The organism is Aeromonas sp. R4-2, from assembly GCF_040908295.1.
Taxonomy (GTDB): domain Bacteria; phylum Pseudomonadota; class Gammaproteobacteria; order Enterobacterales; family Aeromonadaceae; genus Aeromonas; species Aeromonas veronii.
Genome location: NZ_JBFODL010000014.1, coordinates 589669 through 615672, shown reverse-complemented (window position 1 = coordinate 615672; position 26004 = coordinate 589669). Strand labels below are relative to the sequence as shown.

Genomic DNA, 26004 nt, shown 5'->3' with positions numbered 1-26004 from the left:
CTTATTTTTAAATTGAAAAAGAAAAGGGTGGCTTGCGGCCACACCTTTCTGTTTTATCCCTGCCAGCCAGGGAGACAGTCACTACATCCCTGGCCAGTGATTTACTTGCCGAGGATCTCGGTCAACATCCGCTCCACACCGATGGTCCACTCCGGCAGCACCAGATCGAAGGTGCGCTGGAATTTACCGGTATCAAGGCGGGAGTTATGGGGGCGTTTGGCCGGGGTTGGGAAGGCACTGGTCGGCACCGCATTGAGCTGCGTCACCGCCAGTTCAACCCCGGCCTCTCTGGCTTTGGCAAACACCAGCTGGGCGTAGTCAAACCAGGTGGTGGTACCGGAGGCAATCAGATGGTACAGCCCGGCAACCTCGGGTTTGCGCTGCGCAACACGGATCGCATGGGCGGTGCAATCAGCCAGCAACTCGGCACCGGTCGGTGCGCCGAACTGGTCATTGATGACTGACATCTCGCTACGCTCTTTGCCAAAGCGCAGCATGGTCTTGGCAAAGTTGGCGCCACGGGCGGCGTAGACCCAGCTGGTGCGAAAGATCAAGTGACGAGCGCAGAGAGCAGCCCCCTGTTCCCCGGCCAGCTTGGTTTCGCCGTAGACGTTGAGCGGGGCGGTCGCATCGGTTTCCACCCAGGGGCGTTCACCGCTGCCATCGAACACATAGTCGGTGGAATAATGCACCAACCAGGCACCCAATGCTTCCGCTTCGTTGGCGATCGCCGCTACACTGGTCGCGTTGAGCAGCTCGGCAAACTCCCGCTCGCTCTCCGCTTTGTCGACTGCGGTATGGGCCGCGGCGTTGACAATTACGTCCGGCTTGACCAGACGTACCGTTTCGGCCACCCCTGCCGGATTGCTGAAATCACCGCAATAATCGGTGGAGTCAAAATCAACGGCAGTGATGCGGCCCAGCGGTGCGAGCGCACGCTGCAGCTCCCAACCGACCTGACCGTTTTTGCCAAACAGCAAAATATGCATCAGGTACGCTCCCCGTAATTCTGCTCAATCCAGGATTGGTAGGCACCGCTCTTGACGTTGTTGACCCACTGCTGGTTATCCAGATACCACTGCACAGTTTTGCGAATACCGGATTCAAAGGTCTCTTGCGGTTGCCAAGCAAGCTCACTGCTCATCTTGGTCGCATCGATGGCATAGCGGCGATCGTGGCCGGGGCGATCCGCCACATAGGTGATTTGCTCACGATAAGAGCCCGCCTTCGGCACCATCTCGTCCAGCAGATCGCAGATGGTGTGTACCACCTCCAGATTCTGCTTCTCGTTATGACCGCCGATGTTGTAGGTTTCCCCCACCAAGCCCGTGGTCACCACCTTGTAGAGCGCGCGCGCGTGGTCTTCCACATAGAGCCAGTCACGGATCTGGTCGCCCTTGCCATAGACAGGTAACGGCTTGCCATCCAGCGCGTTAAGAATGACCAACGGGATCAGCTTCTCGGGGAAGTGGTACGGGCCGTAGTTGTTGGAGCAGTTGGTAACGACGGTCGGCAGGCCGTAAGTCCGACGCCAGGCACGCACCAGATGGTCGCTGGAAGCCTTGGAGGCAGAATAGGGGCTGCTGGGGGCATAAGGGGTGGTCTCGGTAAAGAGCGGTAATGGTTCACCGGCAGCCACTTCATCCGGATGGGGCAGATCACCATATACCTCGTCTGTGGAGATATGGTGGAAGCGGAAGGCCGCCTTGCGCACATCATCCAGACCATTCCAGTAGGCGCGGGCCGCTTCCAGCAACATATAGGTGCCGACAATATTGGTCTCGATAAAGTCAGCCGGGCCAGTGATGGAGCGATCAACATGGCTCTCGGCGGCCAGATGCATCACAGCGTCCGGTTGATGCTGGGCAAACACCCGATCCAGCTCGGCGCGATTGCAGATATCCACCTGCTCAAATGCATAACGCTCGCTTGACGATACATCGGCCAAGGATTCCAGATTGCCGGCATAGGTGAGTTTATCGAGATTGATGACTGCATCCTGAGTATCACGGATGATATGGCGCACCACGGCAGAGCCGATAAAACCAGCGCCACCGGTAACGAGAATTTTCATAGATATGTTATCTCTTGCGAAGAGTTGATATGTGATAGGTGCGGACTGAAATGGAGTAAACGCTGAAGAGCTGAAGCAATCTCTAAAATTCACTCAATATCCGAGAGCTGACATTTTAGACAAAGCAAAAGTTACATTGATGACAGGCAAACATCATGGCTACCGCCCCTGGGTTACAGCCCCCAGCTTGCTGCTTTTTACCATATTGTTCACGCCTTTGGTCATCATGCCTCCAGCATCGTTATGTCTTGGCAGCGTTGATCGCAACCCTCTCTCACGGACATGCCGCGAGTTGGCACACTGCACCAGCCCGATTTGATAGGGAATTCTATCCCGTTTTTCCCAAAGATGAACAGTCGAAAGTATTTTGTGATGGGGGCAACTTGAGACTCATCACAACCTCAAGGTCACGAAATGCCTGCTCGGGTCACGCTTTACCTCTTACAACCAAGCAATTTTTGCTTACATTTTTAACCAAAAAACAGGGCAACCCATTGGGTTGCCCTGTTTGATTGTCAGCCAGACCAAAGCTGGCTGGCGATTTATTGAACTCTGTTCAAATTAGCTAAACCTGCATGCCATCAGTCACCTTTTGACTCAACTGCTGCAGCCATGCGCGCCTCTTTGCTCTGGTTGCTGGTGAAGTAACGCATCACCAACACAAAGAAGAGCGGCACGAAGAAGATGGCCAGCACGGTGGCACTGATCATCCCCCCCATCACGCCGGTACCGATTGCGTTGCGGCTGCTGGCACCTGCGCCGGAGCTGATCACCAGCGGCAGCACCCCGAGGATAAAGGCGAGCGAGGTCATCAGGATCGGGCGCAGACGCAGGCGTGCCGCCTCCACCACCGCTTCACCCAAGCCCATCCCCTTGTCATAGAGCTCTTTGGCAAATTCCACGATCAGGATCGCGTTTTTCGCCGACAAGCCTATGGTGGTGAGCAGACCGACCTGGAAGTAGACGTCGTTCTCCAGCCCGCGCAGGGTGGCAGCCACAATGGCCCCCAGTACCCCGAGCGGCACCACCAGCATCACCGAGAACGGAATGCTCCAGCTCTCGTAGAGGGCTGCCAGACAGAGGAACACCACCAGCAAGGAGATGGCGTAGAGCGCAGGTGCCTGTGAACCGGCCTGACGCTCCTGGAAGGAGAGCCCGGTCCACTCGATGCCCACCCCTTCCGGCAGCTGTTTCACCATCTGTTCGATGGCGGCCATCGCATCACCGGTACTCTTGCCGGGCGCCGCCTCACCGACGATCTCCATCGCCGGCACGCCGTTGTAACGCTCCAGACGGGGCGAGCCGAAGCTCCACTCGGTGCTGGCAAAGGCGGAGAAGGGCACCATCTGACCGGCACTGTTGCGCACATACCAGAGTTTCAGATCTTCCGGGTTCATCCGGAAGGGGGCATCCGCCTGCATGTAGACCTTCTTGATCCGGCCACGATCGACGAAGTCATTGACGTAGGACGAGCCCCAGGCGGTAGCCAGGGTGTTGTTGATATCTGCGATGGATAGCCCCTGTGCCAGCGCCTTCTCGTAGTCGATCTTGATATCGAGCTGCGGCGTATCTTCCATCCCGTTCGGGCGCACTCGCACCAGGGTGGGATCCTGCGCCGCCATGCCGAGCAGCTGGTTACGCGCCGCCATCAGCTTGTCGTGACCGATACCGCCGCGATCCTGCAGGAAGAAGTCAAAACCGGTCGCCGTCCCCAGCTCCGGGATCGGAGGCAGGTTGAAGGCGAACACTTGCGCCTCCTTGATGCTGAACAGATAGCCCATGGCGCGGCCGATGATGGCATTGGCGCTGCGATCCGGGCTCTTGCGCTCGCTCCAGTCCTTGAGCTTGATAAAGGCCATCCCCGCATTCTGGCCACTACCGGCGAAGCTGAAGCCGGATACGGTCAGTACGGAGTCAACGTTATCCTTCTCGTTTTTCAGGAAGTAGTCGCGCATGTCCGCCAGCACCACCTCGGTGCGCTGCTTGGTGGCCCCCACCGGCAGCTGCACCATGGACATGATGACCCCCTGATCCTCTTCCGGCAGGAAGGAGGTGGGCATTCGCATAAAGAGCACTGCCAGTACCGCCAGCATGGCACCGTAGATCAGGCTGTAGCGCAAGCCCTGTTTGATCACCTTGCGCACGCCGCTCTGATAGCGGTTGGTACCGGCATCAAAGGCGCGGTTGAACCAGCCAAAGAAGCCGCGCTTGGCACCAAACTCGCCATGTTTCATCGGCTTGAGCAGGGTGGCACAAAGGGCCGGGGTCAGGATCAACGCCACCAGCACCGACAGCACCATGGCCGAGACGATGGTCAGCGAGAACTGGCGATAGATGGCACCGGTCGAGCCGCCGAAGAAGGCCATCGGCACGAACACGGCGGAGAGCACCAGCGCGATCCCCACCAGTGCGCCGGTGATCTGGGTCATCGACTTGCGGGTGGCTTCCAGCGGGGAGAGATCCTCCTCGCTCATCAGACGCTCCACGTTCTCCACCACAACGATGGCGTCATCCACCAGCAGGCCGATGGCCAGCACCATACCGAACATGGTGAGGGTGTTGATGGAGAAGCCGAACGCCGCCATCACCCCGAAGGTACCGAGCAGCACCACAGGCACCGCAATGGTCGGGATCAGGGTGGCGCGGAAGTTCTGCAGGAACAGATACATGACGCAGAACACCAGGAAGATCGCCTCGATCAGGGTCTGCACCACCTCCTCGATGGAGATCTTCACAAACGGCGTGGTGTCGTAGGGGTAGACGATCTCCATGTTGGCCGGGAAGTAATCCGACAGTTCATTGAGCTTGGCACGCACCTTCTCAGCGGTATCCAGCGCGTTGGCGCCGGTAGCCAGCTTGATGGCGACTGCAGCGGTAGACTGACCGTTGTAGAGCGCATCGGCGTCATAGCTTTCGCCTGCCAGCTCGACCCGGGCCACATCTTTCAGCCGTACCTTGGAGCCATCCTGATTCACCCGCAGCAGGATGTCGTTGAACTGCTCCACGGTAGAGAGACGGGTCTGCCCCATGATGGTGGCGGTGAACTGCTGATCTTCCACCGATGGGGTGCCACCCAGCTTGCCGAACGCCACTTGGGCGTTCTGCGCCTTGATGGCTGCCTGCACATCACCCGGGGTCATCTGCACCCGGTTGAGCTTGTTGGGATCGAGCCAGACCCGCATGGAGTACTGGCTACCGAACAAGGTGATGTCCCCTACCCCGTCCAGACGGCTCAGGGGCTCCTTGATATTGGAGACCACATAGTCCGCCAGATCGTCGTTGTTCATCGAGCCATCGCTGGAGATGAAGGCCGCGACCATCAGGAAGCTGCTGGAGGTCTTCTGCACCCGGATCCCCTGCTGCTGCACCTCTTGCGGCAGCAGCGACATCGCTTGCTGCAGCTTGTTCTGCACCTGTACCTGGGCGATATCGGGATCTGTCCCCGGCTGGAAGGTGAGGGTCACCGACACCCGCCCCGCGGAGTCAGACTGGGAGGACATGTAGAGCAGGTGATCCAGCCCGGTCATGTTCTGTTCGATGATCTGAGTTACCGAGTCTTCCACCGTTTTGGCGGATGCACCCGGATAGCTGGCAGAAATACCGACAGCTGGCGGCGCAATGCTCGGATACTGGGCGACCGGCAATTTGATGATGGCCAGGCTACCCGCCAGCATGATCACCAGCGCGATCACCCAGGCAAAAATGGGTCTGTCTATAAAAAATCGAGCCATGAGGCGATTACTCCATCCTACTTGTTGGCCGGGGTGTTGGACGCAGCTTGAGCAGACGGTGCATCAGCACCCTGCTCGGCGGGATTGACCACGGCGCCCGGTCGTACTTTCTGCAAGCCAGCCACGATCACCCGCTCGCCGGAGGTGAGCCCTGACTCCACCACCCAGTTGCTGCCAACGACACGGCTCAGCTGCACGTTGCGCAGCTCCACCTTGTTGTCAGCGGTCACCACCATCACGGTGGCGCCGCCATTGGGGGTGCGAGTCACGGCAGTTTGCGGCACCAGCAGCCCTTGCGCCCGCTCACCCTCTTGCAGGGTGGCGCGCATAAACATGCCGGGCAGCAGCAGCTGATGAGGGTTGGGCACAATCACTCGCAGGGTCACCATGCCGGAGGTCTCGTCTACGGTCACATCGGAGAACTGCAGCGAGCCCTCTTCGCCGTAAGTGGAGCCATCTTCCAGCTGGAAGGTCACCTTGGCCCCTTTCTGCTCGTCCTGGGTCAGCTTGCCCTCGGCGACCAGTCGCTTGAGGCGCAGCAGATCGGCGGTGGACTGACGCACATCCACATACATGGGATCGAGCTGCTGAATGGCGGTCAGGCTGTCAGCCTGCTGGGCGGTCACCAGTGCCCCCTCGGTCACCGCGGATTTACCGATGCGGCCACTGATGGGGGCGGTGATGCGGGTGTAACCGAGATTGATCTCGGCAGTGCGCAGGGCCGCCTTGCTCGCCATGATCTCCGCCTTGGCCTGCTTCCAGCTGGCGTCGGCGTCGTCATAGTCCTGACGGCTGATGGATTTGACCTTGAGCAGCTCCTGATAGCGCTGCGCCTTGAGGCGGGCACTCTGCTCGTTGGCCTCGGCCTTGGCCAGATTGGCCTTGGCGCTGGCAACCGCCGCCTGATAGACAGCCGGATCGATCTGATAGAGCAGATCGCCCGCCTTCACATCGCTTCCCTCGGTAAAGAGGCGCTTGAGGATGATGCCGCTCACCTGCGGACGCACTTCGGCCACCCGCAACGGGGCGCTGCGACCAGTCAACTCGGTGGTCAACATCAGCGGACCGCTCTGCAGGGTCACCACGTTGACCGCCGCGGGGGGCATGTCGCCCTGTCCCTGGGGTACGCCCCCCTTGTCACCACAACCTGCCAGCAAGCCTGTAGCCAGCAAGGCAAGACCAACTGAACGAGCAAGAATATGTTTATGCATGAAACACCTGAGCCTTTGCCAGTCAATGAACAATCAGGGCCGCATGGGCCCTGTTGGTAAATAGTCGAAAGATGAGGCAATATACATACATTCATAAATGTATGTAAGTGACTTTTTGCTTGCATGAGGCACAAATTTCGATGGCCAGACGAACCAAAGAAGAGGCGCAGCAAACCCGCTGCCACATCATGAGCACGGCGCTGGATCTGTTCTGCTCTCAGGGCCTGGCCAAGACCAGCCTGACCGACATCGCCAGGGCGGCAGACCTGACCCGCGGGGCCATCTATTGGCACTTCAAGAACAAGGATGAACTCTTCATTTCGCTCTGGCAGGAGCTCTGCAGCCCCCTCGCCCACCAGCTCGATGCCTGCCTCAATCCAGATGAGCCGGATCCGCTGGGGCAACTGCGCCTCTTCTTCGAAGGGGTGCTCCACAGCTTCATTCACAATCCGGCCCAGCGGCAGATGTTCACTATCCTGTTCAATCTCGAATCGCTGGAGGGGGAAGCCATCTCATTGCGCGAGCATATCCGCAGCCAGTCCGCCAACTTCTTTCGGGACCTGGAGACCACCCTGGCCAATGCGGTACGGCGGGGCCAACTGCCCGCCAACCTCAACCTGCAGCGCGCCGCCACCCTGCTCCACTGCACTCTGGATGGCTACATCATCAACTGGCTCCACTTTCCGGGGCGGATCGACCTGCAGGGCGAATCCGCCTTTATGATAGAGAGCATGTTCACCATGCTGGCCCAACCCCACGGGCCTGCCTGCGGCCGCTAACCGGCTCCGGCAACTCCCACCCATCCAAATCGGGGCCTGACCGCGCGCTTTGGCAGTCAGGCCCCGATTTGTTACCCTGTGCGCCCCCTGCTTGAGGTAACCCCTGTGCCACACTCTGACGCCATCCCCGCTTCCCGGCCATTAAACGACCAGCATGCCCGCGCTCGGGCTGCCTTTGTGGTGCGTCTTAAACCCGGTGCTCACCTGCTCAATGGTCAGTGCGGTATGGGGGAGGATCTGTGCTGGCTGCGTGCAGAAGGGTATGTGGTCACCGCCTGTGAAGCGGTACTGGCCGACGCCAAAGTCGCCTCGCAGCAATCCGGGCAAGCGGTGCGGGTCTGCCCGCTGGCGAAGATGCACTCGGTGCTCCCTTACGATGGCATCTGGCTAAGCCGCCCGCTTGATGGCGACGCGGCCACCCTTGTTTCCCAGTTGCGACAGCTGGCGACCCTGCTCAAAGCGGGCGCTCCGATCTGCTTCCCCCTGCAACCAAGCGGCAAGATAAGTCACCATCAGCTACAGCAACTGGTCACCACATCCGGGATAGCGCTACAACTGGCGCCGCTGGAAACCGCCTCTACCAACACGCCATCATGCACAGGTCAACACGCCAGCCAGTACGTCATGTTGCTGCGTAGCGATCATCAGGCCACCTAACGGGCTAATTCATCACGGATTTTCCCGTTCAACGCCAAGCCGACAGCTAGTCGGCGATCTTGGCTTTCGACAATATTTAACTCGGCGTTAACGCAGAAAAGGCAGACATAACACGGCTTACGTGTTAAAAAGTGTGATTAATATCAAATTTTAATAACAAAACAGACAATACAACCAACTCCGGATTTCCTTATGAAACTTGTCCTGAAACTCATTGCTGGCATCCTTGCCGGTCTCTTGCTCGGTCTCTACGCCCCTGAGTGGGTGGCGCGCGTGCTGTTTACGGCCAAGACAGTGATAGGTCAGCTGATCACCTTCACCATTCCGCTCATCATTCTGTTCTTTATCATGAGCGGCATCGCAAGCCTGCCGAAAAACTCCGGCAAGCTGCTGGGCAAAACCGTGGCCCTCTCCTACTGCTCCACCATTCTGGCGGGGCTGTTCGCCTTTACCGTGGCGAGCCACCTTATCCCGCAGTTCACCACCGCCGCCGAGCCCACCACGACCACGGCCATCAAGCTCACCTCCTACGTCAATCTGGAGATCCCGCCGCTGTTTGGCGTGATGTCGGCGCTGGCCGCCGCCTTCGTGTTCGGCATCGGCATCAGCGCCACCCAGGCCACCGATCTGCGCCGGGTCGCCGATCAGGGTCGTGACATCATCGACCGCCTGCTGGCCAAGGTGATCATCCCGCTGCTGCCGTTCTATATCGCCGGGGTCTTTGTCGAGATGACGGTAGAAGGCACTGTGTTCGCCACTCTGAAAACCTTCGGCGTGGTGCTGGTGATGGCGATCCTGATGCACTGGATCTGGCTCTCCGTACTGTTCGTGGGTACCGGTCTGGCCCTTGGCCGCTCACCGGCGCAGCTTATCAAGAACATGCTGCCCGCCTACTTCACCGCGCTGGGGACCATGTCGAGCGCCGCCACCATTCCGGTAGCCCTGCAATCGAGCAAGAACAACGGCGTTAGCGACGGTATCGCCAACTTCACCGTGCCGCTGTGTGCCACCATTCACCTCTGTGGCTCCACCATTACCCTGGTCACCTGCGCCACCGCGGTGATGTTCCTCTCCGAGCATCTGGCCATTCCGGGCATCGAGACCATGCTCCCCTTCATCATGATGCTGGGGGTGATCATGATCGCAGCCCCGGGCGCCCCGGGTGGTGGCGTGATGTCGGCGCTGGGTCTGCTCACCTCCATGCTCGGCTTTGGTGAAGCCTCCATCGCCCTGATGATCGCCCTCTATCTGGCGCAGGACAGCTTCGGCACCGCCTGCAACGTCACCGGTGACGGCGTGATTGCCCTGTGGGCGGATCGCTTCGCCAATGGCAGCGAGAACACAGCCCCCGTGGCCGAGGCCGAACAGGCATAAGCTCGCCGAGAAGGCCCGACCATCCTCTGCAAAAACCGCAGGCCCGAACCTCTGTTCGGGCCTGCGTCGTTTCTGCCACCTTCACTGCTTTTGTACGTATTCCTCCTCCCTCTCTTTACCCCCCTCTGCCGTAAACAGCATTCGCGCAGCTCTCTACACCCGACAAAATTATTGGCATATGCCACATATGAGCGTATAAATGGCTTATGCCAATTAGGAGCCACCATGCCAAGACCCAAGATTGCCCGCCAGATCTGTGGCCGCCCCGCCAACAGCTGCTTCAAACCCAACGGCCGCCCCATGCATCAGCTGGAACAGGTCACGCTGGCCCCTGACGAGTTCGAAGCACTGCGCCTCGTCGACCTTCAAGGAATGCAGCAGCAGGAGGCCGCCCTGGTGATGGGGGTCTCCCGCCAGACCCTGGCCAATATCCTGAAAAAAGGGCGCTACAAGGTGGTGGAATGTCTGAGTCTGGGCAAGGCATTGATGATGCAACCCGCCGAGCCCGACCACCCAACCAGTGGAGAAGAACCGACATGAATGCTGTCACAACCATGACCACCACCCTCTGCAACAGCGCCCTGATGCTGAGTCAGGGGCTGCTGGCTGGCCACTTTACCCGTGCCGAGCAGCTGCAAATTCTTAATCCCGAAGGGAACGTCATCGCCACCCTGGCTAACCCGGCCGCCGCCGAAGGCTGCCACGGCAAGCAAGCGCTGCTCGACGCCCTCGCCCATCATCAGGTGGGTCAGGTGGTGGTGCGCAATATCGGCGAGCGAATGCTGGGGCGCCTGCTGGCGGCCAATATCCGGGTGCTGCAGTGTCGCTCTGCCCGCCTGCCGCTGCCCGCGCTGCTAGCCCCCACCAATTTGCAACCTCTTACCGAGGCAAGTCAGGGCCGTCCGTCTCGTCGTCATCAGAGCAAGGCGACTATCCGTGCCATCCAGCCCGTCGGCGCAGGCCACCCCCATTGTCACGGTGGTTGCAACAGTGGATCCAATCACTGTTGCGCCAGTAGTGGCAATCAAGCAGAGAGCCCACTGCAAGGCCATACTTGTTGTCACGGCAGTGAAGGCGCCAACCAGCAGGGCGGTTGCTGCCATCATCACTGATGCCATCGCCGTGCATGTCATCACCATCAAGGAGAAGAGATCATGTCCATCTGGTTGTTGAGCCTGCTCGCCTCGTTCGTGCTGATCCTGGCCATGGGCACCATCATCTGGTGGCGCCAATACCAGCTTGCCCAGAAACGGGAAGATAAAGAGGTACGCCCCTGTGGCTGCTCCAGTGCCTGCGCGGATCACCTCTACCAAATCAGCGAGCCGACGCCCAAACAGTAACCTGAGCGCAGCCGCCATAGCCGCAGATAGAAGGTCGGCAAAATAAGGGCGCGTGGAATCGAGAGGCGCATAAAAGAGAGGGGGCACCTGCTGGTGCCCCCTCTCTTGTTACGCTTTCCATTCATGCATGATCCTCCGTATTGCCCCTTAAGCTCATCACACACGCTCAACCCGGCTCTGCGCCGCTGGCCGGCACACTCGGAGTGCAGGCCGGATCCTGATACTGCTGATAGATGGCATAAAACTCGGCCTTGTTGTGCAGGGCTGCGGCGACACAGGCGGGATCAAACTGGCTGCCGGCATGCTCCTCCAGATAGGCAAATGCCGTCTCGAACGGCCATGCCTTCTTGTAGGGGCGCTCGCTGGTAAGAGCATCAAACACATCGGCCACCGTCACGATGCGTGCTGCCAGCGGGATCGCCTCCCCCGCCAGCCCTAGCGGATAGCCGGTCCCGTCGAAACGCTCGTGATGGCTGGCGATGATGTTGGTCAGCATGTCAGTGTGGTGAATGCCATCGAGACCAAACTCGTTGATCATCAGACTGATCATCTCCCGCCCCTTGCCGGGGTGGATCTTCATGATCTCGAACTCTTCCGGCGTCAGCTTGCCCGGCTTGAGCAAAATGGCATCCGGCACCGCGATCTTGCCGATGTCGTGCAGCTCGGAGAAGAGGTAGATAAACTCCACCTCCTCATCGCTCAGCCCGCAAGTCGGGGCCAGCGTCTTGGCAATCAGCCGAGAGTAGGCCGACATCCGGTGCAGATGGTTGGCGGTCTCCTCATCCCGATAGCGGCTGAACTCCCGCGCCGTGGTCAACGCGCCGCCAAGGGTCTGGATGGAGAAAAACTCAACCGCAATGATGGCCGAGAGCGCCTGGGCATAGGCCGACAGTTCGCTGCGGATCGGCTCCTCGAAGTATCCCGGCTCCATGGCATCGCAAAACAGAAAACCAAACAGCTTGCTGTTGAACAGCAGTGGCTCGGTATAGCTGGAGGCATAACCCGCCTCCAGCACCTTGCGGCTGTGCTCTGACGCCGAGCCACGCAGGGCGTCGAGATTGCCGAGCACCCGGGGCTGCTTGTGCTCCGCCAGATAACTCAGGGAGGGAACATCGCTCAGCTTCACCTCATATTGCACCAGTGGCGAGGGCCCCTCGGTGCTGTGGGCAAAGGTCTTGAGCTGATCGGTATGGGGATCGTAAATCGCGATGGCCACCCGACTCAGCTTGTCAAAGCGCTGCCTGAGCGTGGCATGTACGCTCTGCATTTTTTCGCCAAATGAACTTTCCATCGCCTTCTCCAACGGGTTCCCGTACCGGGAGTATAGTGACTCCCGGTGCTCTCCTCTCTGTCACCAGATCAATATTGAGAGGAAAATCAACAAAGCAGCTTCCCCACAACCAACCTGCATGGCAGAGGCAATAGCCCTACCAAGGGCGCGCCATCAACTACTGTTGGTGCGGCCCAATCTTGCCTGGTCGGAGATATTGTTCGGTTCTGCCATGCTGGCTGTATAGTTTTTGGTTAACCATTCCGGTAAAATCCGCGCCCTTAAAGAAGAGCCACCTAAGAGTGATTGAGCGATGTCCAACACAAAACAGGCCCCCAAAGTAGGATTCGTCTCCTTGGGTTGCCCCAAAAACCTGGTCGATTCAGAACGCATCCTGACCCAGCTGCGTACCGAAGGGTACGATGTGGTGCCCAGCTATGACGATGCCGAGCTGGTCGTCGTCAACACCTGCGGCTTTATCGACAGCGCGGTGCAAGAGTCGCTGGAAGCGATCGGCGAAGCGCTGGCCGAGAATGGCAAGGTGATCGTCACCGGTTGCCTCGGCGCCAAAGAGAATCAGATCCGCGAGATCCACCCCAAGGTGCTCGAGATCACCGGCCCCCACGCCTATGAAGAGGTGCTGGGTCACGTCCACAAATATGTGGAGAAGCCGCAGCACAACCCCTTCACCAGTCTGGTTCCGGCACACGGTGTCAAGCTGACCCCGCGCCACTACGCCTATCTGAAGATTTCCGAGGGCTGCAACCACCGCTGCACCTTCTGCATCATCCCCTCCATGCGCGGGGATCTGGTGAGCCGACCCATCGGCGACGTGCTGGCGGAAGCCAAGCGCCTGAAAGAGGCGGGCGTGAAGGAGCTGCTGGTGATCTCCCAGGACACCTCCGCCTACGGCGTCGATGTGAAACACCGCACCGGTTTCTACGACGGCATGCCGGTCAAGACCAGCATGGTGGCCCTGTGCGAAGAGCTGGCCAAGCTCGACATCTGGGTACGTCTGCACTACGTCTACCCCTACCCGCACGTAGATGACGTCATCCCGCTGATGCGCGATGGCAAGGTACTGCCCTACCTCGACATCCCGCTGCAGCACGCCAGCCCGCGCATCCTGAAACTGATGAAGCGCCCGGGTACCGTCGAGCGCACCCTGGAGCGGATCCAGAAGTGGCGCGAGATCTGCCCGCAGATCACCCTGCGCTCCACCTTTATCGTCGGCTTCCCGGGCGAGACCGAGGAAGATTTCCAGATGCTGCTGGACTTTATCGATAAGGCAGAGCTGGATCGCGTCGGCTGCTTCAAATACAGCCCGGTCGAAGGGGCGCTGGCCAACGAGCTGCCGGATCCGGTACCGGAAGAGATTCAGGAAGAGCGCTTCCAGCGCTTTATGGAGCTGCAACAGCAGGTCTCCATCCGCAAACTGGCCCGCAAAGTGGGTCAGGAGATGACCGTTATCATCGACGAGGTGGACGAAGAGGGTGCCACTGGCCGCTCCTTCGCCGATGCGCCGGAGATCGACGGTCTGGTCTACCTCAACGGCGAAACCGGCCTCAAGCCGGGCGACATGGTCAAAGTGCGGATCGACGAATCCGACGAATATGACCTGTGGGCCAGCCTGATCAGCTAATTGAGGCCTTACCAGCCAAATGAAAAAAGCGCCTGCGGGCGCTTTTTTATTGGCTCAATGTCGCAGGCAAAACCGCTGGCCTAGCTCAAATCATGGAGCGCCTTGCCAAGAGGCGGCGTGAGGCGCAAGTCAGAGAAGCGCACCGCCAGCCCCTGCCGCTCCGGCGTGCAGCACATCACCCCGATAAAGCAACTTTCGCTTGGCGGGAACGGAGCGAGGCGCAGCAGCGGCCACACCTTGCCATCGGTGGAGTATTGCAAACGCAGGCAGTCCGCCAGCCGGGTCAGCCGCAGCCAGAAGCGGCGCGGATTGCCGGGGAAAATACCGGTGGCCCAGTCAGAGCGCGGATTGGTCAGCACGCTACCGATCATAGGCTGGGCATCGTTGTACTCGATCCCCGCTTTCAGCCAGTGCGCCTCGTCTTGCAGCAGCATCAGCCCCGCCTGATCGTAGAGGGTGGTGAACTCCCCCTCGACGCAGACCTGAAAGGTAAACTCCCCCGCCACCTCGCAGCCATAGAGATGGCCACTGTGGCGCTCGAAGCCATACCAGGTGCTGCGCCAAAAATCGGTCTGCTGGTCTGTCACCACCTGCAAACCGCCCTCTGTCTGGTGCCACTGGGCCGGTTCATTGAGCCAGCGCCATTGCGTCCCTTCCATCATCCTGCTTTGCTCCCTTATCGCGCGTAATCCCGCACAAATGCGGCTCACCAACCCCTCGTCCGGTCACGGCAGGTCATGGCTGCGCCTCTGCGGAATCCATAAAAGGAGTCAATAGTGTCGCTATTGCAGCCCCGATACAAGGCTTGTGCGTTGCGCTATCAGTGCGCCCCAAAAAGCGCGGGGGGCCTGATGGCCCCCCGCAAACACACCGGATGAGAAAATGCCTTACTTGGCAGCGCTATCCTTCACGCACTTCTGGACAAAGCTGTTCTTGGCTGCGCCAGCCAGCTTCTTGTCGGCCGCCGCCTTCTCGCACTTGGCCGCCGGATCCACCGCCGCGCCCGTCTTCACGCACTTCTGGATAAAGCTGTTCTTGGCCGCACCGGCCAGCTTCTTGTCGGCGGCCGCCTTCTCGCACTCGCCAGTTGCGGCGCCAGCGGCATCTTTCACGCACTTGCCGACAAAGCTGGTCTTGGCGGCGCCGTTAAGCTTTTTGGCCGCGGCCTGCGCCTCGCACTGCAACTGGGCTGTGTCGTTGGCAAAAACCGGATTGGCCAGCAGCACGCTGCCGCAGAGCAGGCCGAACAGGATGGTACGCTTCATGGGAGATCTCCTCTCTATCAGGTGATGTGTTTGCATGGTCATATTTGCATGACGATGTGTTGCAAATGGCTGTGACTACAACAGCTGATTGTTGCCGCAGATCCCCCGCCTCGCCAGCTTGGGAGCGGAGCACAGGGCCACCATCGCCCGCACTATAGCGCCGATTGGCTGAGCGGGATTGTCCCCAGCCAGCCCTTCCTCAACGGCAAGCCAGCCACCCTATTCCAACCCACGCCCGCCAACCCCAAGAAAATCAAGTGGCATGCGGATCAACTGGCCAGCCGTGATATCGCCCAAAAGAACAATAAATAAGCAACTAGTGACAATCCAGTCATTTTAACTGGTGTGTCCAGAGTAAAATAGCTTAACATCCTCAAAAGATGCCTATTAATCAGCGATTAACAATCACCCTCGCTGGTCAATGAGCATGTCGGAAGCTGTAATCCACGGGCGTTAGCGTAGGTTTTGAACAGTGGTTTATGCAATTCGTAGGTTGGTGCTGAGCGTAGCGAAGCGAAGCCCAACAAATGGGAGAGATGATTTCCAAAATACGCTCAGTACCGTAGCAATAGAAAATCAAAAACCAAATTAAATTTAGGTTTCACTGTGAACTGTGAACTGTGAACTGTGAACTGTGAACTGTGAACTGTGAACTGTGAACTGTGAACTGTGAACTGTGAACTGTGAACTGTGAACTGTGAACTGTGAACTGTGAACTGTGAACTGTGAACTGTGAACTGTGAACTGTGAACTGTGAACTGTGAACTGTGAACTGTGAACTGTGAACTGTGAACTGTGAACTGTGAACTGTGAACTGTGAACTGTGAACTGTGAACTGTGAACTGTGAACTGTGAACTGTGAACTGTGAACTGTGAACTGTGAACTGTGAACTGTGAACTGTGAACTGTGAACTGTGAACTGTGAACTGTGAACTGTGAACTGTGAACTGTGAACTGTGAACTGTGAACTGTGAACTGTGAACTGTGAACTGTGAACTGTGAACTGTGAACTGTGAACTGTGAACTGTGAACTGTGAACTGTGAACTGTGAACTGTGAACTGTGAACTGTGAACTGTGAACTGTGAACTGTGAACTGTGAACTGTGAACTGTGAACTGTGAACTGTGAACTGTGAACTGTGAACTGTGAACTGTGAACTGTGAACTGTGAACTGTGAACTGTGAACTGTGAACTGTGAACTGTGAACTGTGAACTGTGAACTGTGAACTGTGAACTGTGAACTGTGAACTGTGATAGCCAAACATAATTATGAGAACATTATGAATACAAAGAAAGTTATTTTCACTCACGATTATCTGACAAACTATTTTAGTGATAGTGATGACCCAGTATCTCCACCTGGAATAAAGAATGAACTTTTATTGGACTCTGCAGTGAATAGACCATTTATGAGTGCGGGAGGGGTTGACGCCTACGAAAGTATATTTGATAAAGCTGCTGCATTATTTCACTCATTAATAAACAATCATTGCTTTCATAATGGAAATAAACGTGTGGCTCTTCTATCTACTCTTGTGTATCTAAGTGAAAATGGTTACCTACTTAACTCCGCCTCTGATGAGGAGTTATTTGAATTTACTAGAAAAGCTGCTGCACATGAATTATCAGAAGATCGAACCGATGAACTGCGCATAATTTCAAGCTGGCTTATGACTAATTCAAGGCGGCGTAAACATGGTGAAAACCAACTTAAATTTTCAGACCTAAAAGAAATATTGGTTGGATTTGGATTTGACGTATCTGACTGTATGGGAAGAACTCATGATGTAATAAAAAATGATCATGTAGTAACAACCATCCTGCAGAAAGGAAGTAAAGGTAAAGAAGATTATGACAAACAATACATATCTAAATTAAGGAAGAAATTAAAGCTTACTGCTGAATATGGCGTTGATAGTTATGCTTTCTATGGTGATCGTGGCTTTGACCAAACGCTAGGTCGCTTTATGAAGATGCGAGACAAGGTCATGCGTGAGCTAGCTAAAATATAATGCCATAAAAAATCCCCCGTCACCGGGGGATTTTTCTTTCTATCGGTTATCTCAGCTCAACGGCTTAGCCCACCAAAAATGCCCTTAACCGGGCAAACTCCGCTGGCAAATTAACAGAGAGCAGTGGCAGCTCGGCGTGCTTGGCGAGCGGGCCGGGTAGCGGTACATCGAGACTCAGGATCTCGTCCACCGACTCCTTGAACTTGGCGGGATGAGCGGTGCAGAGGAACACCCCCACTTCGTCCTCGGCCAGCTGTTCACCCAGCAGATCCCAGGCAATGGCGCCGTGGGGTTCGCACAGGTAATCCAGCTGGTGCAGCCGTTTCAGGGCATCGCGGGTCTGGGCGTCGTCACGCATGCCTGACCCCAGGGTCTCCAGCGCCCAACCCTTGCGACGGCACAGCTCTTCTACCCGTGGCCAGTTGTTGGGGCGGCTGACATCCATGGCATTCGACAGGGTTGCCACTGTCTGGTATGGCTCCCACTGACCGGTTTTCAGGTAGCGCGGCACAGTGTCGTTGGCGTTGGTGGCGGCGATAAAGCGCTTCACCGGCAGCCCCAGCGCCTTGGCGATAAGACCTGCGGTGAGGTTGCCGAAGTTGCCGGACGGCACGCTGATCACCACCTTGGCGCGATCGGCCTTGGGCAGCTGGGCCACCGCCTCGAAGTAGTAGCAAACCTGCGCCAGCAAGCGGCTGATATTGATGGAGTTGGCGGAGTTGAGGCCAATGGCCTTTTTCAGCGCCTCGTCGTCAAAGGCCTGTTTTACCAGCGCCTGACAGGCGTCGAAGTCGCCGTCGATGGCGATGGTGCGGATATTGCCGCCGAGGGTGCAGAAGAGCTTCTCCTGCAAGGGGCTGATCTTGCCCTTGGGATAGAGGATCACCACTTCAATCCCCTCCAGCCCGTAGAAGGCGTGGGCCACGGCGGCGCCGGTGTCGCCGGAGGTGGCGGTGAGGATGGTGATCTTGTCATTTGTTCTGAACGCCGCGAGACACTGGGCCATAAAGCGGCCGCCGAAATCCTTGAACGCCAGGGTCGGGCCGTGGAACAGCTCAAGGGCATAGGTGCCATCTTTCAATTTGACCAGCGGCGCCGGGAAGGTGAAGGCGGCATTGATCAGCTCGCTCACTTTCGCTGCGGGCACTTCGTCCCCCAGCAGGTGGCTGAGGATGCGGGCAGAGCGTTCGGCCAGCGGCAGATCGAGCAGGGCATTCACATCGGCGAGCGGTTCGAGTTGTTCGGGGAAGAAGAGCCCCTGTTCGCGACCCAAGCCCTGACGCACCGCCTGCGCGAAGCTCACCTGTTCGCTGTTGTCCTTGATGTTGTAGAGATTCATAGCTCGCTTCCTGTTACCCGTGCCCCGGCCATGTCCAGTTTGCAGACCCGGGCAAATCCATCTTCGTTCTGCACGAAATGTGCTTCCATCCAATCCTTCATCCGCTCGGCCTGCGCCAGCTCCTTCATCACCACAAACACGGTGGGGCCGGAGCCGGAGATGCCGGTCGCGAGCGCCCCGTTCTGGGCCGCCTGCGCCCGCACCTCGGCAAAGCCTTCGATCAGCGCCGCGCGGTAGGGCTCGGCAATCACGTCTTTCAGTACGCTCGCCGCCAGCGGCTCCTGCCCGGTGTAGCTGGCGTGGACAAAGGCAGCCAGGCGGCGGCCATAGGTGAGGCAATCCTGACGGCGATATTGGGCCGGCAGAATGGCGCGAGCGGCAGCGGTGGAGACCACAGTGCCCGGGTAGCAAACCACCCAGTACCACTCGTCAAACACCGGGATGCCCTGGCTGATAACGCCCGCCTCCTCCACCACCAGCTGCATGCCGCCGAGATAACAGGGGGCGACGTTGTCGTAGTGAACGGAGCCGGAGATGCGCCCCTCCATCTCACCCATCAGCAGCAGCATGTCGTGCTCATCGAGGGGCGCGCCGTGGAAGGCGTTGATCCCCTCAAGGGCCGCCACCACGCTGCAGGCGCTGGAACCCAGACCAGAGCCCACCGGCAGGTTCTTCTCCAGCACCATTTCGAGCGGCTTGAGTTTAAGGCCGCGCTTCTCCAGCGCCGCGCCATAGGCGACCCAGCAGTCGTGGAGGATATTCTTTTTCGGATCATCCGGCAGCTTGTGGGCGTAACGGCCCACGGATGAGAGGGCGAACGGCACGTCAGCCGCTTTTACCTGCACCCGGTCGCCGAGCAGAGAGCCATCCACGGGGGCGAGCGCCGCCCCCAGTACATCAAATCCCACGCTCAGGTTGGCGCTGGAGGCGGGGGCGTAGGCGACTACGCTGCCGCCTTCAGTCATATAAGAGGGGTACATGTCTGAACTCATGCTTACAACTCCTGCTTCCAGTTCTGGGTGCGCAGCACGTCGGCAAAGACGCCCGCCGCAGTCACTTCGGTACCGGCGCCATAACCGCGCAGCACCAGCGGGATCGGCTGGTAGTAGGTGGAGAAGAAGGCGAGCGCGTTCTCCCCGTCTTTGACCTTGAACAGCGGCTCGTCGGCCCCGACCGCCTTGATGGCGACCTTGCACTTGCCACCCTCGATGGAACCCACATAGCGCAGCACCTTGCCCTGAGCTTGCGCTGCGGCGAACTGGTCGCGGAACCAGCCGTCGGCCTCCGGCAGGCGGGCCATAAAGGCTTCGACATCGCCACTGACGTCAAATCCGGGCGGCAGCGCCTGCTCCACCTCCACATCGGAGAGCTCCAGCGCCATGCCGGCTTCGCGAGCCAGAATGAGCAGCTTGCGCGCCACATCCATGCCGTTGAGATCGTCGCGGGGATCCGGCTCGGTAAAGCCGTTGCTGCGGGCGATTTTGGTCGCCTCGGAGAAGGCCATCCCCTCGTCCAGCTTGCCGAAGATAAAGGAGAGGGAACCGGAGAGGATGCCGTCAAACGCGCGCAGCTTGTCACCGGCCATGATGAGGTTCTGCAGGTTCTCGATAACCGGCAGACCGGCGCCGACGTTGGTCTCGTACAGGAACTTGCGGCGAGTCTGGCGGGCGGTGCGACGCAGCGCCTTGTAGTAATCGAGCGAACCGGTGTTGGCCTTCTTGTTCGGGGTGACCACATGGAAACCGGCGGCGAGGAAGTCGGCATACTGGACAGCCACCGCCTCGGAGGAGGTGCAGTCGACGATCACCGGGTTGATGATGTGGCTATCTTCCACCAGCTTTTTCACCCCTTCCAGCGAGAAGCTGTCACGGGCTTCCGCCAACTGTTCGCGCCAGTTGGCGAGGTTCAGGCCATCCTTGTTGACCGCCATCTGGCGGCTGTTGGCGATGCCGACCACGCGAAGGCCAGTGCCCTGCTCGGCCAAAACCGGTTGCTGGCGGGCGATCTGATCCACCAGCGCGGCACCGACGCCACCGACACCGACCACAAAGAGATCGATAAACTGCTGGCTGCCAAAGAAGTTCTGGTGGCACGCCTTGATGGCTTCCGCCACCTTGCGATCCCGCACCACCGCCGAAATGGAGCGCTCGCTGGAGCCCTGCGCAATGGCGACGATATTGATGGAGGCTTGCGCCAGCGAGGTGAAGAAGCGGGCCGCCATCCCCTTGCTGGTACGCATGCCGTCACCGATCAGGGAGATGATCGCAAGATCGCTGATGATATCCAGCGGCTCCAGCAGCTGGTTTTTGAATTCGAGCTCGAACTCGCGCTCCAGCACCTTGCGGGTCTTCTCGCTGTCGTAGCTGTGGATACAGAAGCTGACGCTGTACTCGGAAGAGGACTGGGTGATCAGCACGATACTGACCCCGGCGCGGGAGACGGCGGAGAAGATGCGACCGGCCATGCCGACCATCCCCTTCATGCCGGGGCCGGAGACGTTGAACATGCACATGCCGGAGAGATCCGAGATGGCCTTCACTTTCAGGTCATCGTCGCCGCTCTCCGGGCCAATCAGGGTGCCCGGACCTTGCGGGTTGAAGCTGTTCTTGATGAGGCAGGGAATATGGAACTGGGCCACCGGCGCGATGGTTTTCGGGTGCAGCACCTTGGCGCCGAAGTAGGAGAGCTCCATCGCCTCCTTGTAGGAGAGGGTTTTCAGCAGGTAGGCATCCGGCACCAGACGGGGGTCGCAGCTGTAGCAGCCCTCGACGTCAGTCCAGATCTCGCAGCACTCGGCATCGACACAGGCGGCCAGGACGGCGGCGGAGTAGTCGGAGCCGTTGCGGCCCAGCAGCACGGTCTCGCCCTTGTCGCTGCCACCGGTAAAGCCCGGCATCAGGTAAAGACAGTCGCTACGCAGCCCCTTGGCGGCAAAGCGCAGGCGGGAGGCTTCGATATCGACATGGGCTTCCAGATAGCCGCCGTCGGTGACCAGCAGCTCTTCCGGTACGATCAGCTCCAGATCCAGACCGCGCACCCGCAGCAGTTCGTGCATAAAGGCGATGGAGAGGTTCTCGCCACGGCTCAGAATGCGCGCCTGCACGTTGTCCGGGCAGAGGCCCAGCAGACGAATGCCCTGCATCAGGCGCTCCACCTGATCCAGCTCGGCGGTGAGGCGGGCCAGCAGCGCCTTGTCATCGAGCGCCGGATAGGCCGCTTTCAACCCGGCCAGCAGGCGGGAGAAGATGCCGTTGACTTCAAACAGGGTGGAACTGGCATCCATGCCGCGACTGGTCTGCTCCACCAGCGCTACCAGATGATTGGTCACCTTGGCAGGTGCAGAGAGCACCAGGGCTACCTGAGATTGGCCGTGGGTGTTGACCGCGATATCGGCCACCCGTAAAAAACGTTCTGCATCGGCCAGTGAAGACCCGCCAAATTTCAACACTCTCATCGCTTTCTCTCCCTGTAAATCTATGAAATTCAATCTAAAAACCAATCCAACAAAAAGGCCCGTACTGGGTGGGTACGGGCCTTTTCTGATTTCTGTGCTTGTTCGTCAGCGCATCAACCGGCCCCAGTGCCACCTGTGGTGGTACCGGTAATAATGGTGGTGGTGATGACGTTGGTGAATAACTGCATGACGAACACTCGTTGACGAAGCTGGCTTTTAGCAATACCGCGGCGGGCGATGGGCTGTCAACTTAAACCTCTTTGCCAAGTTTGCGCGCAAGGTCTTTGCAGAGCAGGTGGAGCATGTTCAAATCCCGCTGCGGCAGCATGGGCACCCGGTCCATCACCCACTGATGCAGTTTTTCATCCTGCGAAACTCCGAGTTCACCCAGAATTTCTGCTGTTTTGCTTTTCAGCACCCGAACCTGCCCGGCATTATCAAAATTTTCTGCTACCGCAGCGCCGCCGTCGGCGTTCAGCTCATCCATCAGCTGACTCATCTCGTAGGCGTAGAGCATGATCGCCTGCCCCAGATTGAGAGACGGGTAGCTCACCTTGAGGGGCAGATAGCTGATGAGATCGACCTCGGCCAGCTGCTCGTTGGAGAGCCCCGACTCCTCGCAGCCAAAAACGATGGCGACCTTGCCGAGGGAAGGCTTGCTGCGGATCTGCTCGCGGATCTCCCCCGGCGTGAGGTAGTGCTGGTAGCGACCGCGCTCACGGGCGGTGGTGGCGATCACCAGATCCATGTCGGCCAGCGCCTCGGGCAGGGTATCGAACGCTTCGGCCTGAGTCAGGATCTCCTGGGCGCCGTGAGCTACCCAGCTCGCCTCCTCCTCTTCGTGTACCCGGCTCGCCACCAGTCGCATGGCATCGAATCCCATGGTTTTCATGGCGCGGGCAGCCGCCCCCACATTCGCAGGACGGGCAGGTGCCACCAGGACAAAATAGAGCTTCATCGGGTTTCCTCACAGGCCGGACGGCCTCTCAAACAGACAGCAAACAGTCGCTAAACCATCACCAAAACAGGGGCGCAATCTACCGTTTATCCCCGAAAATTGCCACTTGAACAGACGTTTGAATGTTGCGATAGTGGCCTGACGTGTGAACAAATTACACCCAATCCTTCGCGCTATCGGCCCGACAGATCACAAGGAAGAGAGAGATGCAGCAGCCATTGGAACAGGCCGTCGCCGAGACTATCCTGCAACGCTTCGAGTCGTTTTACAGCCGGTTTCTCGAGATAACCCAGGGCAGCAAGAGCCGCTTCGAGAACAGTGACTGGCTGGGGGTACAGCTCGCCGGACGGGAGCGTATTCGCCTCTATGACCACCATGTGGGGGCCACCGCCAGCTCCATCCGCCAGATGATGGGGGAGCACCACGCCACCCAGGAGTTGCTCAAGCGGGTCAAAAGCGCCTTCAGCGATCTGCTGCCCCGTTGTGACAACTTCGAGGTGGCGGAGTCCTTCTTCAACTCCGTCTATCGCCGGATCTTTCGCCATCGCAATATCCGTGACGAGAACCTCTATATCCACCCCTTTGTCAGCCGTGGCGAAAAACCGGACCTGAGCGCCCTGCTGCGGATCTATCGCACCGATCTCGCCCACCTGCCGCAGACCTTGAGCCAGCTTTTGGGGGATTACAGCTTCACCCTCCCCTACGAGGACAAGCAGCGGGATATTGTCGACATCCACCGCCATCTTGCGGAGAACGGCCCGCAAATTATCCATGACGAGCCGTTTGCCATCGAGCTATTGAAAGAGGTGTTCTACCGCAACAAGGGGGCCTATCTGGTGGGACTGATCCGGGCCCGGGAGCAGGTGTTCCCGTTTATCCTGCCCCTGCTCAGCACTGGCCACAGCATCTATGTGGACACGGTGATCTTCGAGCCGGATCTCGCCTCCATCGTGTTTGGCTTCGCCCGCGCCTATTTCATGGTCTATGCCCGCGAACCGGCCCTGTTTGTCGCCTTCCTGCGTCAAATCATGCCCCACAAGCCCGATTACGAGATCTACAACGCCATCGGCTGCCAGAAGCACGGCAAGACCGAGCTCTATCGCCACTACCGCCACCATCTGGCCCAGAGTCGGGATCAGTTCATCATCGCCCCCGGCATCAAGGGGATGGTGATGAGCGTGTTCACCCTCCCCTCCTACGATGTGGTGTTCAAGGTGATAAAAGACGAGTTCACGCCACCCAAGGATGTGAGCCACGAGCAGGTGAAGGCAAAATACCGGCTGGTTAAACAGCACGATCGGGTGGGTCGGATGGCCGATACCCAGGAGTTCACCAACTTCGAGTTTCCGCTGGATCGCATCTCGCCGGAGCTCCTTGCCGAGCTCAAGACGGTGGCACCCTCGGCGCTCACCATCAGCGACGACAAGCTGGTGATCAAGCACCTCTATACCGAGCGCAAGATGATCCCCCTCAACCTCTATCTGGACAAGGCGGACGAGCAGCAGACCCGCCTCGCGCTGGAGGAGTACGGCAACGCCATCAAGCAGCTGGCGGCGGCCAACATCTTCCCGGGGGACATGCTGTTCAAGAACTTCGGCGTCACCCGCCACGGCCGGGTGGTCTTCTACGACTACGACGAGATCTGCTACATGACGGAGTGCAACTTCCGCCAGATCCCGCCGCCGCGCTACCCCGAGGATGAGTGGAGCGCCGAGCCCTGGTACTCGGTGGCCCCCAACGACATCTTCCCCGAGGAGTTCGCCACCTTCCTGCTGCAAAAGCCGCAGGTGCGGGAGATCATGCTGCAGCTGCACAAGGAGATGTTCGACGCCAACTACTGGAAGAGGCTGCAGAGCAACATCAAGGTGGGGGTGTTCGAGGATGTCTATCCCTACCGGCGCAAGAAGCGCTTCAAGTACCAACGCGGCGGCTGATCCCGCAGCGCCCGCCCACATCGCAGCAACGAAAACGGGGTGGCCCAGCCACCCCGTTTTGCTATCCGCTTTGAGGCCTTAACTGCCGCGACGGCGGATCACCCCCTCCTGCATGGTGCTCGCCACCAGCACCCCGTCACGGGTAAAGAACTGGCCGCGCACCAGACCGCGACCGCTGCTGGCGCTCGGGCTGTCTACCACGTAGAGCAGCCAGTCGTCGAAGCGAAAATCCCGGTGGAACCACATGGAGTGATCGATGGTCGCCACCTGCATATCCGGTTCCCAGTACGACACCCCGTGCGGCTGCAGCGAGGTGAGCAGGAAGTTGAAGTCGGAGGCGTAGGCCAGCAGGTATTTGTGCACCCGCAGATCGTCCGGCATCTGGCCGTTGGCCTTGAACCAGACGTGACGCACCGGATCCTGCACCGTCGGGCGAATAGGGTCGACCAGGGTCACCGGGCGCATCTCGATGGGCTGCTCACAGAGGATCTTGTCCCGCAGGGAGGCCGGGATCAGGTTCTCGTAGGGGCGCACCAGCTCCAGCTCGCTCTTGAGCTCCTCCGGCGGAGTGATGCCAGTCGGCATCTGCGCCTGATGCTCGAAGCCGTCGGCCGGCACCTGAAACGAGGCGTTGAGATAGAAGATGGGCTTGCCGCCCTGAATCGCCTTGACCCGGCGGGTGGAGACGGTCTGGCCGTCACGGATATTCTCCACGTCATAGACGATGGGACGGGTCACATCCCCCGGACGCAGGAAGTAGGAGTGAAAACTGTGAACCTGACGGCCGGTCTCGACCGTCTGCTTGGCGGCTGACAAGGCCTGCCCCATTACCTGTCCGCCAAACACGGCCCGCAGACCGAGATCCTGGCTCTGGCCCCGAAACAGGCCCTCCTCGATTTTTTCCAGCGCCAGCAACGCCAGCAGCTCATCAAGTACCTTGCTCATCGTTCACTCCTCTATCAGA

Annotated in this window: 22 protein-coding genes; 9 read left to right on the top strand and 13 right to left on the bottom strand. The window is 58.8% G+C overall.

Translation table 11 applies throughout. The features are described 5' to 3' along the window. Window positions 1-101 precede the first annotated feature (101 nt). The 4 genes from rfbD to AB5Y99_RS13305 form a co-directional block, all read right to left on the bottom strand. Window positions 102-989: a dTDP-4-dehydrorhamnose reductase gene (gene rfbD / locus AB5Y99_RS13320; protein ID WP_323891035.1), complete on the bottom strand. Its 888-nt coding sequence runs from the start codon at window positions 987-989 to the stop codon at window positions 102-104. After that, window positions 989-2074: a dTDP-glucose 4,6-dehydratase gene (rfbB, locus tag AB5Y99_RS13315; protein WP_323891033.1), complete on the bottom strand. Its 1086-nt coding sequence runs from the start codon at window positions 2072-2074 to the stop codon at window positions 989-991. The genes rfbD and rfbB overlap by 1 nt, the downstream gene beginning before the upstream one ends. A 581-nt stretch (window positions 2075-2655) precedes the next feature. Next, complete coding sequence (locus AB5Y99_RS13310) at window positions 2656-5805, bottom strand: efflux RND transporter permease subunit (protein ID WP_368209871.1); 3150 nt, start codon at window positions 5803-5805, stop codon at window positions 2656-2658. Between the two features lie 17 nt (window positions 5806-5822). Then, the gene (locus AB5Y99_RS13305) at window positions 5823-7016 is read right to left on the bottom strand and encodes an efflux RND transporter periplasmic adaptor subunit (protein ID WP_058057712.1); all 1194 of its coding nucleotides are present in this window, start codon (window positions 7014-7016) and stop codon (window positions 5823-5825) included. A gap of 140 nt (window positions 7017-7156) precedes the next feature. On the opposite strand from AB5Y99_RS13305, the gene AB5Y99_RS13300 reads away from it, so the two are divergent. The 6 genes from AB5Y99_RS13300 (at window position 7157) to AB5Y99_RS13275 (ending at window position 11166) form a co-directional block, all read left to right on the top strand. Continuing rightward, window positions 7157-7795 carry a TetR family transcriptional regulator gene (locus AB5Y99_RS13300; protein ID WP_005359187.1) on the top strand — a complete coding sequence of 213 codons (639 nt, stop codon included), beginning with the start codon at window positions 7157-7159 and terminating at the stop codon, window positions 7793-7795. A 105-nt stretch (window positions 7796-7900) separates the two neighbouring features. Next, window positions 7901-8452: a hypothetical protein gene (locus tag AB5Y99_RS13295; protein WP_368209870.1), complete on the top strand. Its 552-nt coding sequence runs from the start codon at window positions 7901-7903 to the stop codon at window positions 8450-8452. 192 nt (window positions 8453-8644) lie between these two features. After that, window positions 8645-9826, top strand: coding sequence for a dicarboxylate/amino acid:cation symporter (locus AB5Y99_RS13290; protein WP_368209868.1), 1182 nt, complete (start codon window positions 8645-8647; stop codon window positions 9824-9826). A gap of 225 nt (window positions 9827-10051) precedes the next feature. Then, window positions 10052-10366 carry a DUF134 domain-containing protein gene (locus tag AB5Y99_RS13285; RefSeq protein ID WP_005338107.1) on the top strand — a complete coding sequence of 105 codons (315 nt, stop codon included), beginning with the start codon at window positions 10052-10054 and terminating at the stop codon, window positions 10364-10366. Beyond that, entirely contained in the window at window positions 10363-10938 is a 576-nt protein-coding gene (locus AB5Y99_RS13280) for a NifB/NifX family molybdenum-iron cluster-binding protein (protein WP_257725103.1), read from the top strand. The genes AB5Y99_RS13285 and AB5Y99_RS13280 overlap by 4 nt, the downstream gene beginning before the upstream one ends. A 42-nt stretch (window positions 10939-10980) precedes the next feature. Further along, window positions 10981-11166, top strand: a complete 186-nt coding sequence (locus AB5Y99_RS13275) for a hypothetical protein (RefSeq protein WP_128836170.1) — start codon at window positions 10981-10983, stop codon at window positions 11164-11166. A gap of 166 nt (window positions 11167-11332) precedes the next feature. Here the strand turns inward: AB5Y99_RS13275 and AB5Y99_RS13270 are convergent, their stop codons facing one another. Further along, complete coding sequence (locus tag AB5Y99_RS13270) at window positions 11333-12457, bottom strand: HD-GYP domain-containing protein (RefSeq protein WP_216979177.1); 1125 nt, start codon at window positions 12455-12457, stop codon at window positions 11333-11335. Window positions 12458-12749: 292 nt separating this feature from the next. Here AB5Y99_RS13270 and rimO point away from each other — a divergent pair, with 292 nt between their 5' ends. Beyond that, window positions 12750-14078, top strand: coding sequence for a 30S ribosomal protein S12 methylthiotransferase RimO (rimO, locus tag AB5Y99_RS13265; RefSeq protein ID WP_021231199.1), 1329 nt, complete (start codon window positions 12750-12752; stop codon window positions 14076-14078). 80 nt (window positions 14079-14158) lie between these two features. On the opposite strand, the gene AB5Y99_RS13260 is transcribed toward rimO, so the two are convergent. From AB5Y99_RS13260 to AB5Y99_RS13250, 3 genes are all read right to left on the bottom strand, one after another. Continuing rightward, on the bottom strand, window positions 14159-14740 hold the full coding sequence (locus AB5Y99_RS13260; protein ID WP_368209866.1) for a DUF1349 domain-containing protein: 582 nt from the start codon (window positions 14738-14740) through the stop codon (window positions 14159-14161). A 225-nt stretch (window positions 14741-14965) separates the two neighbouring features. Further along, the gene (locus tag AB5Y99_RS13255) at window positions 14966-15343 is read right to left on the bottom strand and encodes a hypothetical protein (RefSeq protein WP_033115842.1); all 378 of its coding nucleotides are present in this window, start codon (window positions 15341-15343) and stop codon (window positions 14966-14968) included. Window positions 15344-15897: 554 nt separating this feature from the next. Next, window positions 15898-16608, bottom strand: a complete 711-nt coding sequence (locus AB5Y99_RS13250; RefSeq protein WP_368209865.1) for a carbohydrate-binding domain-containing protein — start codon at window positions 16606-16608, stop codon at window positions 15898-15900. Between the two features lie 15 nt (window positions 16609-16623). Between AB5Y99_RS13250 and AB5Y99_RS13245 the strand changes: the two genes are divergently transcribed. Then, on the top strand, window positions 16624-17355 hold the full coding sequence (locus AB5Y99_RS13245) for a type II toxin-antitoxin system death-on-curing family toxin (RefSeq protein WP_323909902.1): 732 nt from the start codon (window positions 16624-16626) through the stop codon (window positions 17353-17355). Window positions 17356-17419: 64 nt separating this feature from the next. Here the strand turns inward: AB5Y99_RS13245 and thrC are convergent, their stop codons facing one another. From thrC to AB5Y99_RS13225, 4 genes are all read right to left on the bottom strand, one after another. Beyond that, window positions 17420-18694 carry a threonine synthase gene (gene thrC, locus AB5Y99_RS13240; protein WP_368209863.1) on the bottom strand — a complete coding sequence of 425 codons (1275 nt, stop codon included), beginning with the start codon at window positions 18692-18694 and terminating at the stop codon, window positions 17420-17422. Further along, window positions 18691-19686, bottom strand: a complete 996-nt coding sequence (thrB, locus tag AB5Y99_RS13235; RefSeq protein ID WP_368209862.1) for a homoserine kinase — start codon at window positions 19684-19686, stop codon at window positions 18691-18693. The genes thrC and thrB overlap by 4 nt, the downstream gene beginning before the upstream one ends. Before the next feature lie 2 nt (window positions 19687-19688). Continuing rightward, a complete protein-coding gene (thrA, locus tag AB5Y99_RS13230) occupies window positions 19689-22148 on the bottom strand; it encodes a bifunctional aspartate kinase/homoserine dehydrogenase I (RefSeq protein ID WP_368209860.1) in 2460 nt (819 codons plus the stop codon). A gap of 250 nt (window positions 22149-22398) precedes the next feature. Further along, window positions 22399-23106 carry a tRNA/rRNA methyltransferase gene (locus tag AB5Y99_RS13225; protein ID WP_323891007.1) on the bottom strand — a complete coding sequence of 236 codons (708 nt, stop codon included), beginning with the start codon at window positions 23104-23106 and terminating at the stop codon, window positions 22399-22401. Between the two features lie 206 nt (window positions 23107-23312). Between AB5Y99_RS13225 and aceK the strand changes: the two genes are divergently transcribed. Next, window positions 23313-25040, top strand: a complete 1728-nt coding sequence (aceK, locus tag AB5Y99_RS13220; protein WP_199416634.1) for a bifunctional isocitrate dehydrogenase kinase/phosphatase — start codon at window positions 23313-23315, stop codon at window positions 25038-25040. A gap of 78 nt (window positions 25041-25118) precedes the next feature. Here the strand turns inward: aceK and tesB are convergent, their stop codons facing one another. Then, window positions 25119-25985, bottom strand: a complete 867-nt coding sequence (gene tesB / locus AB5Y99_RS13215) for an acyl-CoA thioesterase II (protein WP_005338122.1) — start codon at window positions 25983-25985, stop codon at window positions 25119-25121. Between the last annotated feature and the right edge of the window lie 19 nt (window positions 25986-26004).